Annotated in this window: 15 protein-coding genes; 6 read left to right on the top strand and 9 right to left on the bottom strand. The window is 77.1% G+C overall.

Annotation, left to right across the window (positions count from 1 at the left end; all coding sequences use genetic code 11):
- Nucleotides 1-4: 4 nt before the first annotated feature.
- From HK417_RS16015 to HK417_RS16025, 3 genes are all read right to left on the bottom strand, one after another.
- Nucleotides 5-1624: an acyl-CoA dehydrogenase family protein gene (locus HK417_RS16015; protein WP_222268216.1), complete on the bottom strand. Its 1620-nt coding sequence runs from the start codon at nt 1622-1624 to the stop codon at nt 5-7.
- Nucleotides 1625-1660: 36 nt separating this feature from the next.
- Nucleotides 1661-2074 carry an SRPBCC family protein gene (locus HK417_RS16020; RefSeq protein ID WP_308123630.1) on the bottom strand — a complete coding sequence of 138 codons (414 nt, stop codon included), beginning with the start codon at nt 2072-2074 and terminating at the stop codon, nt 1661-1663.
- Nucleotides 2075-2189: 115 nt separating this feature from the next.
- Nucleotides 2190-3473: a competence/damage-inducible protein A gene (locus tag HK417_RS16025; protein ID WP_222268218.1), complete on the bottom strand. Its 1284-nt coding sequence runs from the start codon at nt 3471-3473 to the stop codon at nt 2190-2192.
- A 168-nt stretch (nt 3474-3641) separates the two neighbouring features.
- Here HK417_RS16025 and HK417_RS16030 point away from each other — a divergent pair, with 168 nt between their 5' ends.
- Nucleotides 3642-4457: a hypothetical protein gene (locus HK417_RS16030; RefSeq protein WP_222268220.1), complete on the top strand. Its 816-nt coding sequence runs from the start codon at nt 3642-3644 to the stop codon at nt 4455-4457.
- A 5-nt stretch (nt 4458-4462) separates the two neighbouring features.
- Nucleotides 4463-4807, top strand: coding sequence for a hypothetical protein (locus HK417_RS16035; protein ID WP_222268222.1), 345 nt, complete (start codon nt 4463-4465; stop codon nt 4805-4807).
- A gap of 13 nt (nt 4808-4820) precedes the next feature.
- Here HK417_RS16035 and HK417_RS16040 read toward each other — a convergent pair whose 3' ends face one another.
- Together HK417_RS16040 and HK417_RS16045 are read right to left on the bottom strand one after the other, a co-directional pair.
- Nucleotides 4821-6506 (bottom strand): serine/threonine-protein kinase, encoded by a 1686-nt coding sequence (locus tag HK417_RS16040; protein ID WP_222268224.1) that lies wholly within the window; start codon nt 6504-6506, stop codon nt 4821-4823.
- 160 nt (nt 6507-6666) lie between these two features.
- Nucleotides 6667-7782 carry a glycerate kinase gene (locus tag HK417_RS16045; RefSeq protein WP_308123631.1) on the bottom strand — a complete coding sequence of 372 codons (1116 nt, stop codon included), beginning with the start codon at nt 7780-7782 and terminating at the stop codon, nt 6667-6669.
- A 336-nt stretch (nt 7783-8118) separates the two neighbouring features.
- On the opposite strand from HK417_RS16045, the gene HK417_RS25510 reads away from it, so the two are divergent.
- Nucleotides 8119-8265, top strand: a complete 147-nt coding sequence (locus tag HK417_RS25510) for a hypothetical protein (RefSeq protein WP_261326929.1) — start codon at nt 8119-8121, stop codon at nt 8263-8265.
- Between the two features lie 181 nt (nt 8266-8446).
- Nucleotides 8447-9235 carry an enoyl-CoA hydratase-related protein gene (locus tag HK417_RS16055; protein ID WP_222268226.1) on the top strand — a complete coding sequence of 263 codons (789 nt, stop codon included), beginning with the start codon at nt 8447-8449 and terminating at the stop codon, nt 9233-9235.
- 107 nt (nt 9236-9342) lie between these two features.
- On the opposite strand, the gene HK417_RS16060 is transcribed toward HK417_RS16055, so the two are convergent.
- Nucleotides 9343-9558: a hypothetical protein gene (locus HK417_RS16060; RefSeq protein ID WP_222268231.1), complete on the bottom strand. Its 216-nt coding sequence runs from the start codon at nt 9556-9558 to the stop codon at nt 9343-9345.
- Nucleotides 9559-9701: 143 nt separating this feature from the next.
- Here HK417_RS16060 and HK417_RS16065 point away from each other — a divergent pair, with 143 nt between their 5' ends.
- Nucleotides 9702-10340 carry an MBL fold metallo-hydrolase gene (locus HK417_RS16065; protein ID WP_222268233.1) on the top strand — a complete coding sequence of 213 codons (639 nt, stop codon included), beginning with the start codon at nt 9702-9704 and terminating at the stop codon, nt 10338-10340.
- Here HK417_RS16065 and HK417_RS16070 read toward each other — a convergent pair.
- The gene (locus HK417_RS16070) at nt 10301-12139 is read right to left on the bottom strand and encodes a sensor domain-containing phosphodiesterase (RefSeq protein ID WP_308123632.1); all 1839 of its coding nucleotides are present in this window, start codon (nt 12137-12139) and stop codon (nt 10301-10303) included. The two genes, HK417_RS16065 and HK417_RS16070, sit on opposite strands and share 40 nt — an antisense overlap.
- Nucleotides 12140-12248: 109 nt before the next feature.
- Here HK417_RS16070 and HK417_RS16075 point away from each other — a divergent pair, with 109 nt between their 5' ends.
- Nucleotides 12249-13382, top strand: coding sequence for a GAF domain-containing protein (locus tag HK417_RS16075; RefSeq protein WP_222268236.1), 1134 nt, complete (start codon nt 12249-12251; stop codon nt 13380-13382).
- Here HK417_RS16075 and HK417_RS16080 read toward each other — a convergent pair whose 3' ends face one another.
- Both HK417_RS16080 and HK417_RS26530 read right to left on the bottom strand, forming a co-directional pair.
- A complete protein-coding gene (locus tag HK417_RS16080; protein WP_222268238.1) occupies nt 13383-13721 on the bottom strand; it encodes an EthD family reductase in 339 nt (112 codons plus the stop codon).
- A 48-nt stretch (nt 13722-13769) separates the two neighbouring features.
- Nucleotides 13770-14510, bottom strand: a complete 741-nt coding sequence (locus HK417_RS26530) for a GntR family transcriptional regulator (RefSeq protein ID WP_222268240.1) — start codon at nt 14508-14510, stop codon at nt 13770-13772.
- Between the last annotated feature and the right edge of the window lie 59 nt (nt 14511-14569).

Raw genomic sequence — 14569 nt, forward strand, 5'->3', positions numbered from 1 at the left:
TCGCTCACCCGGGCGACACCGCCGCCCGCCGGACCAGGGCACCCACCGGCAGCCCGGCCGGCAGGGTGCCGAGCACGGCGTCCCAGTCCCCGCCCAGCCGGGTCGCGCAGAACGCGTCGGCGACCGCCGGCGGGGCGTACCGCAGCAGCAGGGATCCCTGCAGGCACAGCGCCAGGCGTCCGGCGATCCGGCGGGCCCGCAGCGGCAGCTGCTCGGTGTCGCCCAGTTCGGCGGCGAGCGCCGCGAGCGCCGCGTCGAAGCGCGGGTCGGCGCCGCGGGCGGTGTCCAGCTCGGCGGTGACCGCGGCCAGCGCGGCGGAGCCGCTGCCCAGCGAGCGGAGGACGTCGAGGGCGATGACGTTCCCCGACCCCTCCCAGATCGAGTTCAGCGGGGCCTGGCGGTAGAGCCGCGGCATCCCGGACTCCTCGACGTAGCCGTTCCCGCCGAGCACCTCCAGCGCCTCGGCCACGACCGTGGGGGTGCGCTTGCAGACCCAGAACTTGGCCACCCCGCCGGCCAGCCGCAGGAGGTCCCGCTCGCCGGCGTCCTGGGCCGCGGCCAGCCGCACGCCCAGCGCCGTTGCCGCCTCGCTCTCCAGCGCCAGGTCGGCCAGCACGTTCTGCATCAACGGCTGGTCGACCAGCAGCGCGCCGAAGGCGGACCGGTGCCGGGCGTGGTGCACGGCCTGGGTCAGCGCCGCCCGGATCGTCGCCGCGGAGCCCAGCACGCAGTCCAGCCGGGTGGTGGCGACCATCTCGATGATCGTCGGGACGCCGCGGCCCGGGCCGCCGACCAGCCAGCCCGTCGTCCCGTCGAACTCGACCTCGCTGGAGGCGTTGGACCGGTCGCCGAGCTTGTCCTTGAGCCGCTGCAGGCGGAAGACGTTGCGCTCGCCACCGGGCAGCACCCGGGGCACCAGGAAGCAGGACAGGCCGTCCCCGGTCCGCGCCAGGACCAGGAAGAGGTCGCTCATCGGGGCGGAGGTGAACCACTTGTGCCCGGTCAGCGACCAGCTGCCGTCGCCGTTCTCGGCGGCCCGGGTGGTGTTGGCCCGGACGTCGGAGCCGCCCTGCTTCTCGGTCATCCCCATCCCGGCGACCAGCCCCGGCTTGGTCCACGGATCGGTCAGACCGAACCGGTAGGTGCGGCTGGTGAGCCCCGGCTCCAGCTCGGCGGCGAGGTCGGGGGCGGCGCGCAGCGCGGGGACGGCGGCGTAGGTCATCGTCACCGGGCAGCCGTGGCCGGCCTCGACCTGCGTCCAGCCCAGGTAGCCGACCGCCCGGCGGACGTGCGCGTGCGGGCCGGGATCGACCCAGGGCGCCCCGGCCAGGCCGTGCTCGACCGCCGTCCGCATCAGCTCGTGCCAGGCGGGGTGGAACTCCACCTCGTCGACCCGGTTCCCGTACCGGTCGTGGGTGCGCAGCCGGGGCGGGTTCTCGTTGGCCAGCCGGCCCCACTCCTGCGCCTGCTCGCTGCCGGCCAGGGCCCCGAGGTCGGTGAGGGAGGCGAGGGTCGCGGCGTCGGCGTGCCGGGCGCAGGCCTCCGCGAGCGCGGCGTCACCGCCGATCGGGTCGTACCCGATCAGCGGGGGCACCTGGTTGGTCACCGCGTGCGTGACGCTCATAGCCGCACGGTACGAGACCGGGGTGCCGGTCCGGGGTCAGGAGCGGCGGACCAGGCCGTGCAGCGCGAGCAGCGCGGCGGGGACGTAGCCGGTGACCAGCGGGAGGGGTCCGCGGATCCGGAGTCCCGTCGTCGTCCCGCCGTCCGGGCCGGCGGAGACCCAGTGCAGCAGGTGGAGCCGGATCGGACCCAGCTCGACCGTCCAGTGCCAGCGCCGGCCCGCGTCGTCGACCTCGTCGACGACGAAGGGCAGGGACACCCCGACCGGACCGCGCACCCGCCCGGTCACGCCCGGGGCGATCCGCAGCGCGTCGGTCTCCACCCCGGTGATCTGCGGCGCCCAGCTCGACCAGCGGGCGGGGTTCGCGTAGCGGTCCCAGGCCTCGGCGGGGTCGACCGGGCCGGTGGCGTGCAGCGTCAGCGTCGTCACCCCACCGGCAGTGCCCCGCACGGTTCCACGTGGAACGCCACCGGCACGTCGCCGTCGACCGGGGCCGCCGGCATCTGGGCCATCCGCTCCGGCCTCCCGGCCGAACACCGCAGCCGGATCGTCGCCCGGGGGTGACTCAGGCCGGCGGGCCGCCGAGCAGGAGCTGGCGCAGCAGGTGGACGGCGAGGGTCGTCGAGCGCTGCCGCACCGCCTCCCGGCTGCCGCGGACGGCGGCGGACTTGGCGACCGCGCCGTCGGGCCCGACCACCGCCAGGTGCACCGTCCCCACCGGCTTGTCCAGCGATCCGCCGCCGGGACCGGCGATCCCGGTGACCCCCATCCCCACGTCGGCGCCGAACCGCCGCCGGGCGCCCTCGGCCAGCGCCGTGGCGACCTCGGGGCTGACCGCACCGCCGGCCGCCAGCGTCTCCGCGGGAACGGCGAGCAGCTGCTCCTTCGCGCTGTTCGCGTACGCGGCGACGCCGCCGAGCACCCGTCCGGACGACCCGGCCGGTGCGGTGAGCCGGGCGGTGAGCAGCCCGCCGGTGCACGACTCCCCCACCGCCACGGTCCAGCCGCGGTCGTCGAGCGCGGCCGCGACGAGCTCGTCGACCGACGGCCCGTCGCTGTACAGCGTCTCCCCGAAGTCGGTGGAGATGGCCGCCGTCAGCCGCGCGTAGGCGCCCTCGGCGTCCGGGGCGTAGCGGGTCACGATCTCCAGCTCGCCGTCCCGGAGGCAGGTGGTGACCTCCAGCCCGGCCAGCTGGTCCTCGACCCGGCGCAGGGTCACCGCCAGCTCCGACTCGGGCGGGCCCCACAGCCGCAGCGTCCGCTGCCGCAGCTCGGTCGCGCCGGCCAGCGCGCGGCGCACCGGCTCGGCCTCCAGCGCGGCCGGCCACATGCCCTGCAGCTCGGCCGGCGGGCCGGGCAGCACCACCACCGGCGGGCCGGTGCGCCCGTCGGCGACCGGGACGACCAGGCCCGGCGCGGTCCCGACCGGCTCCAGCACCGTGGCCCCGGCGGGCACCTGGGCCTGCTTCGCGATCCCGGCGGCGTTGGCCTCCGGCGCGGTCTGCCAGCCCCGGAGGGCGGTGAGCCGGGCGACGACGGCGGCGATCCGCTGCTCCAGCGCCGGGTCCACCGACGACGGGCGCCCCTGGAAGTCCCCCACCACGGCTGCGGTCAGGTCGTCGGCGGTGGGGCCGAGCCCGCCGGTGGTGATCACCAGGTCCACCCCGCGGCCGACGAGGAACGCCAGCGCGGACCGCAGGTCCTCGGGCCGGTCGCCGACCACGACGACCTGACCGACGTCGACGCCGCGGGCGAGCAGCGCCTCGGCCAGCCACGGCCCGTTCCGGTCGGCCACCCGGCCGGTGAGCACCTCGGTCCCGGTGACCACGATCCCCGCGCGCGCTGCCACGCGCCGACCCTAGGGGGACCGCCGCGGTCCGGCAGGACGGTGGTGTCGGCGTCGGCTCCCCGGACGCCCCCGACCGCGCCAGTACGGTGGTCCGCGGCTCTCGACGATCGAGCCCGATGCCCCGTGCGCTGCGGGTGCCCATCGCCGCCCGTCCCGTGAGGAGGACCGATGAGCCAGCCTCATCCGCCGATCCCAGAGCCGCAGCAGCCGCCGCACACCCCGGAGGACGACGACCCGCGCACCCAGTCGATCCTGCTGCCGCCCAGCCAGCGCCCCACGTCCGCTCCGGCCGAGCCCCCGGCGGCCCCTGCGCAGGAGCACTCCGCCGCCGGACCGGCGCACTTCGTGCCCGGGTTCGGCGGCGCACCGGAGGAGCCCGCCGGCAGCCACGCCGTCCCGGCCGGAACCGCTCAGCCGCCGGCCGCACCCAGCGGCCCGCCGCCGGTCCCCGGCCCGATGACCACGCCGGGGAGCCCGTTCGGGGTGAACCCGGCCGGTCCGCCCCCCGTGCCGCCGTCGCCCGCCCCCGGGCCCGGTCCGGCCCCGCACCACGCCGCCGGGCACACCGCGGCACCCGCCGCCCGGCACTCGGCGTTCGACACCGTGCGCTCGGCCGGGCGCTCGGCCGGGCGCAGTGGGAGCGTGCTGGCCGCGCTGGGGCTGGGGGTGGCCGGGCTGGCGATGCTCGAGGTCGGGCTGGTCCTCGGGTTCGGCAGCGAGTCGCTGTGGGACGTCGTCCCCACCTGGTCGGCCTTCGCGACGGTCGCCGCCCTGGTCGCGCTGGTCCCGGCGGTGGCCCGGCTCGCCGGACGGCCGTCCCCGCGCACCGCGTGGCGGGTCGGGGCGGTCGGCGCCGCGGGCGTGGCCACCTTCTGGGTGCTGATCGGGCTGCCGCTGGTCGCCAGCGACCGCGGGTTCTGGCTCACCGCTGCGGCCGCCGCGGCCGGGGTCGCCGTCTGGCTCTCGCCCGGCCGCACCGAGTGACCGGGGTGCAGCGCGGACGGGCGTGGCTCACCACGGCCGCGCTGCTCGCCGGCGCCTCGCTCGGGCTGCCGTGGGCCGGTGAGCTGATCGGCGCGGACCTGCCCGCCAGGGTCGCGGTCGCCCTGGGGGCGGCGCTGGCCGTCGTCGGGCTGCGGACGGGGGGGGACCGGGTGACCGTCGCCGCCGCCGTGGTCGGCGCGGCCGGTGCCCTCGTCGGCGGCGGGCTCACCCAGCCGGCGGGCTCACCGGGCCGGCTGTCGCTGGCCGCCGCGGTCGTCTGCCTCGTGCTGGGCGCCCGGTCGGTCGGCCCCGGCGGTGTCCGGGCCCGGAACGGGGCGACCCGGCGCTGACCGGCCGGGCCGGTCAGCCCTTCCGGCCCCCGTTGCCGTTGCCGTTCCCGTTCCCGTTCCCGTTGCCGTTGCCCTGGTCCGAGCCGTCGTCCGAGCCGTCGTCCGAGCCGTCGTCCGTCGGGTCGGAGCCGTCCTCGGAGCCGGCGTCGACGTCGCCGCCCTCCGCGGAGCCGTCGGGGCCTTCGGTGCCCTCCGGGTCACCGGCGTCCTCGCTGCCGCTGGGGGGCGCGGACTCGGTGGGCTCCGGGGTGGGAGTCGGCGGCGGGGTGGGCGCCGGGGGCTCGGCGGCCGGCGCGGACGTGGTGGGGACGGCGGCCGCTCGGCTCACCTGCTCGACCGGGGCCCGCGGCGCGCTGTTCCCCGACCCGCTCGCCGCGGGGACGGCCGCGAAGCTCACCAGCACCGTGTCGCCCGCCTCCAGCCGGTGGGCGAGCGGCGCGACGTCGACGACCAGACCGGGGTCGGTGGCCCGGGTCTCCACCGGCTGGGTCTGCACGACCACGCCGAGCGCCTCCAGCTGGATCCGGACCGCGTCCACCGGCCGGCCGACGTAGTCGGCGGGGTCGAGGTCGACCACCGCGGGCTCCGCGGTCACCGTCGGCCCCGTCACCTCGGCCGCGGCCGCCGCGGTGCCCGGGTCCCCGGGCGCGAAGGACTGCAGCACCAGCACGGCGAGCCCCGCGCCGACCAGGAGGGCGATCAGCGGCACGAGCAGCCGGCCGATCCGGCCGCCCGTCCGGTCCGCACCGGTCGCCGTGGTGCCGGGCGAGGTGGCCGGCGCGCTGCCGCTCGCGTACACCGCCGCCTCGGGGAGCAGCCAGAAGCTCTGCGTGTCGGTGCGCTGCACCGGGGGGAGCGGATGCCCGGCACGCAGCTGGTCGATCGCGGCGACGACGGCGTTGCCGTCGGGGTAGCGCTGCGCCGGGTCCTTGACCAGCGCCCGCTCGATGAGGGTCCGGACGCCGGCGGGCAGCGTCTCCGGCAGCGGCTCGGGCTGGTCACGCAGGTGGCGCAGGGCGATCGCCACGGAGTTGTCACCGTCGAAGGCGCGGCGGCCGGTGAGCAGCTCGTAGCCGACCATCCCCAGCGCGTACACGTCGCTGGCGGGGGTCGCGTGCGCGCCCGCCGCCTGCTCCGGGGACAGGTAGGACGCGGTGCCGATCACCTGGCCGGTCTGGGTGAGCGGCACGCTCCCCGCGGACCAGGCGATGCCGAAGTCGGTGATCTTGACGGTGCCGTCCGGGCGGACCAGGACGTTCCCCGGCTTGACGTCCCGGTGGACGACGCCGGCGTCGTGCGCGGCGCCGAGCGCGGCGGCCGTCTGGCGGAGGACGTCGAGCACCCGGTCCGGTGACAGGGCACCGGCCCGGGCCAGGACGGCGGAGAGCGGCTCGCCCTCGACGAGCTCCATCACCAGGTACGCCAGGTGCTCGCCGGAACCGTCGATGGCCGGTTCCTCGCCGTAGTCGTACACCGCGGCGATGTTGGGGTGGCCCAGCGCGGCCGCGTGGTGCGCCTCGGCGCGGAAGCGGGCGAGGAAGAGCTCGTCGCCGGTGTACTCGCTGCGCAGCACCTTGATCGCGACCGGCCGGCCGAGCAGCTCGTCGTCGGCCCGCCACACCTGGCCCATGCCGCCGGTGGCGAGCAGGGAGCGCAGTCCGTAGCGGTTCCCGAGGGTGCTCCTCGCGGGCTCCACCACGTGCGCGTCCCCCTCGTCCCACTGCCTCGTCCGGTGCCCGGCCCGACCCGGCCGGCGCCGGCGGGCCGGACGCACCAGGAGAAGGCATGCCCCACCCAGGCGGTCGTACACATGGGTTCGGGCACGGCATGGAACGCGAGGACGTGACGGACCGTTCCCGTCAGCCCCGTGGTACCGGCCACTCCCGGGCGAGCAGCTCGCCGGCCTCGGTCAGCCAGCGCGCCGGCTCGGCCATCGACGCCTCCGGAGAGCCCGCCAGCTCGGTCAACGACACGGCCCGGGCGACCGGGAGGTCGTCGCCGGCGTCCACCCGCCCGGCGACCACGGCGACCGGGACCCCGGCCGCGCGGGCCCGCTCGACCAGGCTGCCGACCACCTTCCCCCGCAGGGACTGCGCGTCGAACTGGCCCTCGCCGGTGACCACCACCGCGGCGTCGCGCAGGGCGTCGTCCAGTCCGGCGGCCTCGGCGACCGCGGTCGCCCCGCTGACGAACTCCGCACCCCAGGCCACCGCGAAGCCGTAGGCCGTGCCGCCGGCCGCGCCGGAGCCGGGTGCGTCCCGGTCGCCGCCGAGCAGGTCCGCGAGGTGGGCCAGCGCGGCGTCCAGCTCCGCCACCTGGTCGGGCGTGGCGCCCTTCTGCGGGCCGAACTGCCCGGCCGCGCCCAGCGGGCCGAGCAGCGGGGCGGTGACGTCGACCAGGCACCGCACCCCGCCGGGCGGGGGCGGGGTCAGCCCGCTGAGGTCGACGGTGGCCAGCCGGGCCAGCGCGCCGCCGCCCGGAGGGAGGTCGGCGCCGTCGGCGTCGAGGAACCGGGCACCGAGCGCGGCGAGCGCGCCGGTGCCGCCGTCGGTGGTGGCCGACCCGCCGAGGGTGAGCATCACCTGCTGGACCCCGGGGTCGGCGACCACCGCGGCCAGCAGCTCGCCGAGGCCGCGGGTGGTCGCGTGCAGCGGATCCGGGCGCTCCAGCAGCGGCAGGCCCGCCGCCTGGGCCATCTCGACCACCGCCGTCCCGTCGGGGAGCAGCAGCCAGCGCGCCTGCACCGGGCGGCCGTCGGGGCCGCTGACACCCTCGGTGTGCCAGCACTCGTCGGGCAGGTCGTGGCCCAGCGCCTCGAGCGTCCCCTCGCCCCCGTCGGCGAGCGGCAGCGTGACCAGCTCGTCGTCGGGGCGGCGGCGACGCCAGCCCGCGGCGAGCGCGTCGGCCGCGGCGGTCGCGGTGAGGGTGCCCTTGAGCGAGTCGGGGGCGAGCACGACCTTCAGCCGATCGCTCACTGCTCTCCCCCGGTTCCGGTAGCCATGCCCGGCAGCCTGGCTGGTGCGGGGCCGGTGCGGCAAGCCCGGGGTGGGCGGCAGGATGCGGGAGGACGGCGGCGGACGGCCACGGACGGGAGTGCGCGCGTGACGGAACCGCGGAGGCCTGCTGCCTGCCGCTGGGCGAGGGCCGCTTCGAGCCCACCCGGGCGACGGAGAGCCCGTGGGACCGCAGCGCCCAGCACGGCGGTCCGCCGTCCGCGCTGCTCGCCCACCTGGCGGCCGCGGCGGCCGGACCGGCGCAGCGGGCCCATCGACACGTGGCTGTCGATCCCCACGGGGCTGACCGCCACCCTGGTGCGTGAGGCGGTCGGCGAGTGGGTGCACCCGGACGCCCGCACCGTGCTCGCCGAGGACGGCATCGGGCTGTGCTCGGGCACGCTCTCGGACGCCCGGGGTGCCGTGAGGGAGGTCTCCCCGCCGCTGCTGGTCCGGGCCCGGTGATCAGCTGAACAGCGCGCGGCCCCACCAGTCCGCCCGGCTGCGGGCAGAGCTGGCCCAGGGCTGTACATCTCGGCGAAGACCGTCGAGCCCAGGTCCGAGCGGGTGCTCGCGCCCAGGGGCCTGAGCACCGTCGCCGTCGGCAGAATGACCCCGAGCACCTGCCGAGCTGAGGAGGACGACGATGTCCGATCCGACGGTCACCCGCACCGATGCCGACGGCGTCGCCACGCTGACCCTGCAGCGGCCGGGACTCACCTCCCGGCAGCGGACCGAGCTGCGCGGGCTGGTGGAGGAGGTCGCCGCGGACGACGCGGTGCGCGCGGTCCTGCTCACCGGCACCGGCCGGGCGTTCTGCGTCGGGCAGGACCTGGCCGAGCACGTCGAGACGCTGCGCAGCGGGAGCGGCCCCGCCGAGGGCGCCCTGTCGGTGGTGGAGGCCGAGTACAACCCGCTGGTGCTCGCGGTGTCCGCGCTGCGGGTGCCGGTGGTCGTGGCGATCAACGGCGCGTGCGCCGGCGCCGGGCTCGGCCTCGCGCTCGCCGGGGACCTGCGGATCGCGGCCGCCGGGGCGAAGTTCACCACCGCCTTCGCCGGCATCGGGCTGTCCAGCGACTCGGGGCTGGCGTCCCGGCTGGTGCGCTGCGTGGGTGGGTCCCGGGCCGCGGAGCTGCTGCTGCTCCCCGAGCCGTTCACCGCCGAGCGGGCCGCCGAGTGGGGGCTGGTCCACTCGGTGGTCGACCCGGAGCTGGTCGTGTCGGCGGCGCAGGCGCTGGCCGTCCGGCTCGCGGCGGGACCGACGCTCGCCTACCGGGCGATCAAGACGGTGCTCGCGACCGCGGCCACCGACCCGCTGGAGCAGTCGCTCGCCCTGGAGGCGCGGCTGCAGCTCGAGCTGGGGCAGACCGAGGACCACCGCGAGGCGGTCGAGGCCTTCCTGGCCAAGCGCCCCGCCCACTTCACCGGCCGCTGACCAGCGCTGTCCGCGTCGCACCAGAGTGCGGCGCGATGTGCGGGGGTGGCGCGTTCTACCTCGAGGAGTGCGCCGGGGGCGCACATCGTCCCCTCAGGCGGAGGTCGTCAGCGGGTCTGGGTGAGGCAGGCCGGGCAGACGTCGGTGCCGGCGACCGGCCAGACCCGCTCGGTCGTGACCCGGGCCAGGGTGCCGCAGACGGTGAGCTCGCAGGCGCCGTCCAGGTCGTCGGGGGCCCGGTGCACCTCCACGGCGTGCCAGAGCGCCGCGGTCGGACCGTGAGCGCGGCTGCGGGCGGCGACGAAGGTGAGTGAGATGACCATGCCCTCGAAGTCGGCATCCCGGCGGGCCGGCCTGAGCCGGGACGCCGCGCCCCACCCGAAGGGGGTGCCGGTAGCCGGTCCGGGTCCCGCCGGCCGGGCATGGCACCGTGCTCCTGCTCCGTCCACCCAGCCCAGGAGGCCCGGTGCAGCTCACCAAGCACGGTCACGCCTGCGTCGTCCTGTCCGATGGCGACCAGCGCCTGCTGATCGACCCCGGCGCGTTCACCGCCGAGGACGCCTGGCGGGGCGCCACCGCCCTGCTGGTCACCCACGAGCACTGGGACCACTTCCAGGCCGACCGCACGCGGCGGGCCCTCGATGCCGACCCCGGCCTCGAGGTGTGGACCAACGCCTCGGTCGCCGGGCAGCTGGAGGGCGCGGGGAGCCGGGTGCACGTGGTCGGCCCCGGCGACGCCTTCACCGCCGCCGGCCTCGACGTCTCGGTGCACGGTGAGTGGCACGCGGTGATCCACCCGGACCTCCCGCGGGTCCGCAACGTCGGCTTCCTGGTCGCCGGGCAGGTGTTCCACCCCGGTGACGCGCTCACCGTGCCGGAGGTCGCCGTCCCCACCCTGCTGCTCCCCGCGCACGCCCCCTGGTCGAAGACCGGCGAGCTGATCGACCACCTGCGCGCGGTGCGCGCCGAGCGGGCCTACGCCGTGCACGACGGCCTGCTCAACGACCCTGGCCTGGCCGGGGTCGCCGGCCTGCTCGGCGAGCGGGGGCCGGGCCAGCCGACGCCCTACACGCGCCTGGCCGCCGGCGAGTCCACGGACGTGTGACCGTTCCCGGGCACGGTCAGCAGCGCGTCGAGCTCGGCCAGCCGCGCCTCGGAACGGAGCCGGCGGTCCCGCTCGGCGGCCAGCGCCCGCTCGGCGTCCACCCGCTCGGTCACGTCGGTCTGGATGCCGATGTACTGCACCACCGTGCCCGTGCCGTCGGTCACCGGGGTCAGGTGGCACTCGTTCCACCAGGTGCTGCCGTCGGCCCGCCGGTTGAGCAGCACCTCGCGGACCTCCTCGCCGGCCGTGACCGCCGCGCGCAGCCGCGCCACCGCGGCGGGGTCGGTGTCCGGGCACTGCAGGAAGCGGCAGTTCCGGCCGAGCGTCTCCGCGGCCGGGAACCCGGTCAGCTGCTCGAACGCCGGGTTGACGTACACCAGCGGCTGGTCGGGCAGCCGCACGTCGACGACCGTCACCCCGGTGTCGACCGCCGCCAGGGCCCGCGCGAGCACCGCGTCACCGGGGCTGCCGCCGCCGGTGAGCAGCCGGGTGGCCGCCGGCAGCGGAGCGGTGGGCAGGGCGGCGGTGGGGAGGGCGGCGTCCCCGGACGGCGCGACCCGGGACATCAGGGCCCGGGCGGCCCGCACCACGGTGCCCCGCCCGTAGGTCAGCGCAAAGGCGAACCGTCGCTCCAGGTCCGGGCCGTCGTCGCCGAGGTCGCGCGCGAGCAGCGCCGCACTGAAGTGCGGGCTGAGCACCACGATGTCCCACTCGCCCCGGACCGGGTCCCCGGGCGCCAGGTCCGCGCCGCGCAGGCCGGGCAGCGGCTCGACCGGCAGACCCTCCCCCAGCGCGCAGACGAAGCCGACCCGCTCCACCAGGTCGCGGTACCGCTGCCGGGTGGACGGCGTGACGTGCCGTGCCTCCTGGAACGCGGCCGCGACCACGCAGGTCTCCCCCAGCCGCATCGCCTGCCGCTCCAGCTGCTTGCTCAGCTCGATGAGCAGCGTCTTGGGCGCCTCCCGGACGACGACGGTCTCCGGCAGGCACGCGAACGGGGAGACCTCCCCGGCGGCGCCGTCGGCCGGCTGCGCGGTGGGCAGCCGCAGGGACCCGGTCCGCTGCCCGCGGACGGCGCCCGGCCCCGGCCGGCCGAACAGCCAGCCCTGCCCCAGGGTCGCGCCCAGCGCGCGGGCCATGGTCAGGTGGGTGGCGTCCTCGATCCCCTCGGCGAGCACCGCGGCGCCACTGGCCTCGGCGTAGGCGTTCACCGCGTTCATGATCTCGGCGATCGCCGGGCCCGGGCGCTCCTGCACCAGCCGCAGGTCCAGCTTCACCACGTCCGGGCGCAGCAGCGGCATGAAGGCCAGCGACAGCTGCTCCGCGCCGACGTCGTCCAGGGCGACGGCCCACCCGCGCTCACGCACCCGGGCCACGGTGCGCAGCAGCTCCGCGGGGCGGGCGGCGAGCGCCCGCTCGGTGATCTCCAGGACCACGCGCAGGTCGCCGGGCAGCTCGTCGACGCCCGGGAAGAGGGCGGCGAGCGGCGCCTCGTCCAGCGCGTCGGGCTCCACGTTGACGAACACGGTCAGCGGCGCGAGCAGGCCGGCGGCGACCGCGCCGCGCAGCGCCGCCGACCGGCAGGCCTGGTCCAGCTCGGGGAGGCAGCCCGCGGCGCGCGCGGCGGCGAAGAGCGCGTCGGGAGCCCGCAGCGGCCCCTCGGGGCCCCGCGCGAGCGCCTCGTAGGCGACGACCCGCCCGTCGTCCAGGTCCACGATCGGCTGGAACAGGCAGGTCACGGCGCCGTCGGCGAGCACTGCGCGGACGGCCGCGGCCGCCGCCTGGGAATTCAGGTGCACGTCGTCCCCCATCGGACCCGGACAGCCGATCCTGGAGTCTGACAGCATCAGGGGGCCACGAAGGGGTGAGCGCCCCGCCGCGAAGCGGCGGGCACGAGGACGACGGGGGGTGGTCACCACGGGAGAGGAGCTGTACGACCTGCCCACGTGGTCGGTACTGCCCGCCCGCCCGGACCCGGTGTTCGACCGGCTGGCGGCCGCCCTCGCCGAGCAGATGTGCGCCCCGCGCGCCTTCGTCGTGCTGGTGTCCAAGGGCGGGCAGGTCTTCCCGGGCGCGTTCGGTCTGCCGGAACCCTGGAACAGCCGGCGCTCCACGCCGTTGAGCGAGTCGTTGAGCCTGCCGGTGGTGCGCACCGGCAACCCACTCGTGATCCGGGACATCCGCACCTCCCCGGCCGCTCCGGACAGGGAGGCCGTGCAGGCGCTCAACGTGGTCGCCTACACCGGCGCGCCCCTGGTGGACGCGCACGGGCACCCGATCGGTGTCCTCTGCGTCATCGACGTGCGGCCGCGCACCTGGACGGCGCGGGAGCTGACCGTGCTGAACCGGCTCGCCGGGGAGTGCTCCCGGCTGCTGCAGCTGCGCGCCGTCGAGCTGGCCGAGGAGGAGGCGCGGGCCGCCACCCGGCGCGCGGACGCCTCGGCGGCCGCGGCGGCCGAGGCGTCCCGCGTCGCGCTGCTGGCCGCGGAGGCGGAGGCCGACCGGGCCCGCCTGGTCGCCCGGCTCAGCCAGGCGCTGCTGCCGGTCGAGACCTTCGCCGAGGTGCTGCGCACCGTCGACCGCCTGGTCCGGTCACCGCTGGGGGCCACGGCCACCCTGCTCGGCCTGGCCGAAGCCGGCAGCACCGACCTGCGGGTGTGGGCGGCGGTCACCGGGGCGCCGCCGTCCGCGGGCCCGGTGGCGACGGTCTGCCTCGGCAACGAGCACCCGATGGGCGCGGCGGCGCACGACCGGCGGCTGGTGACCGTGCCCAGCCGGGAGGAGGGCGGGCGCCTGTTCACCGCGCTGGCCCGCCTCCCCGCCGGGGGCGTCGCCGCCGGGCTGGCCGTGCCGCTCGTCCTCGGCCAGCACTCCTCGACCGGGGCCCTCATGGTCGGCTGGGACCAGGAACGACCGCTGGACGAGTCGGTCCGCGCGGCGGTCACCGGGCTGGCCCGGCACGTCGAGCACGCCGTCGACCGGGTGCTGCTGCGCGCACAGCGGCTGCGGCTGCAGGCCACACCGCTCGAGCTGTCGGCCTGATCAGCCCGAGCCGGTGCCGGTGCCGGTGCCGGGTCCGTGAGGCTCGGCGGTGAACATGGTCACCAGGTCCATGCCGCCCCACTCCTGCAGGTTCGCGCCGCTGGCCGCCCACTCCGGCGAGTCGAACGCGGCCTTCATCGCCTCCTTCGACTCGAAGACCAGCTCGGCGAGCAGGTGGTAGCTCGGCTTGCCGACCACCTGGCGCCGCACCCGGTGGACGCGGTTCTCCACGAGGCCGGGGGTCTTCTCGACCAGCGGGACGTGGGTCCCGAAGTACTTCTCGTCAAAGGCGGCCGGGTCGTCCGGGGTGCGGTAGAGCGCGAAGAAGCTGACGGTCATGCGCCGGCCCTACCCGGGCCGGACGGCGGGAACGCCGGACCGGGCGGGTCAGCGCCCGCCGACCGACACCTCGAACTCGACCTGGCTGACGTCCGGGCGGAGCCGGGAGAAGCTGTGCACGAGCGGGTGGCCGCTCGTGTCACGGACGGTGGTGCGGACCACCAGCAGCGGCGAGCCGGCGACGACCGCCAGCAACTCGGCCTCGTCGGCGGCCGCCGTCCCGACGTCCACGACGATCCGGGCGTGCGCGAGGTCGGCCTGGTACTCCCGGCGCAGGAACTCGTACAGCGAGCCGTGCCCGAAGTCCTGAACGGCCGCCGTCGGGTACCGGTCGGCCGGCAGGAAGCTGCGGACGACGTGGTTCGGCGCCCCGTCGACGCTGCGCAGCCGGACGAGCTCGACCACGTCCTCGGCCGCGCCCAGCGACAGCTCGGCGGCGATGGCCGGCGCGGCCGGCACGATGCGCTGGGCGAGCACCGTGGTGCCGACCTGGGCACCCTGCTCGGTCATCACCGAGTGGAACCCGGCGATGCGATGGACGAAGCTCTCCCGGTACTCGTGCCGGATGCCCGGCCGGCTCACGAAGGTGCCGCGCCCCTGCTCGCGCACCAGGTGCCCGTCGGCCACCAGCCCGTCGACCGCGCGGCGCAGGGTGATCCGGCTGACGCCGTACTCGGCGCACAGCACCGGCTCGGGCGGGAGCAGCGTGTGCTCCGGCAGGGCGGAGGCACGGCGGCGGAGCGCCTCGCGGACCGCGAGGTACTTGGGTCCGGCCTCAAGACTCGCCACGCCGAGAAAAGTACTGCACGAGGAGACGTCTAGACGTCATGACGTACGGTGCTCGCGAT

It is taken from the genome of Modestobacter marinus (assembly GCF_019799945.1).
Taxonomy (GTDB): Bacteria; Actinomycetota; Actinomycetes; order Mycobacteriales; family Geodermatophilaceae; genus Modestobacter; species Modestobacter marinus_B.

Excerpts from the sequence above, each read along its gene's own strand:
- HK417_RS16015 (WP_222268216.1), bottom strand. The coding sequence starts at position 1,624 with ATGAGCGTCACGCACGCGGTGACCAACCAGGTGCCCCCGCTGATCGGG.
- HK417_RS16030 (WP_222268220.1), top strand. The coding sequence starts at position 3,642 with ATGAGCCAGCCTCATCCGCCGATCCCAGAGCCGCAGCAGCCGCCGCAC.
- HK417_RS16055 (WP_222268226.1), top strand. The coding sequence starts at position 8,447 with ATGTCCGATCCGACGGTCACCCGCACCGATGCCGACGGCGTCGCCACG.
- HK417_RS16060 (WP_222268231.1), bottom strand. The coding sequence starts at position 9,558 with ATGGTCATCTCACTCACCTTCGTCGCCGCCCGCAGCCGCGCTCACGGT.
- HK417_RS16080 (WP_222268238.1), bottom strand. The coding sequence starts at position 13,721 with ATGACCGTCAGCTTCTTCGCGCTCTACCGCACCCCGGACGACCCGGCC.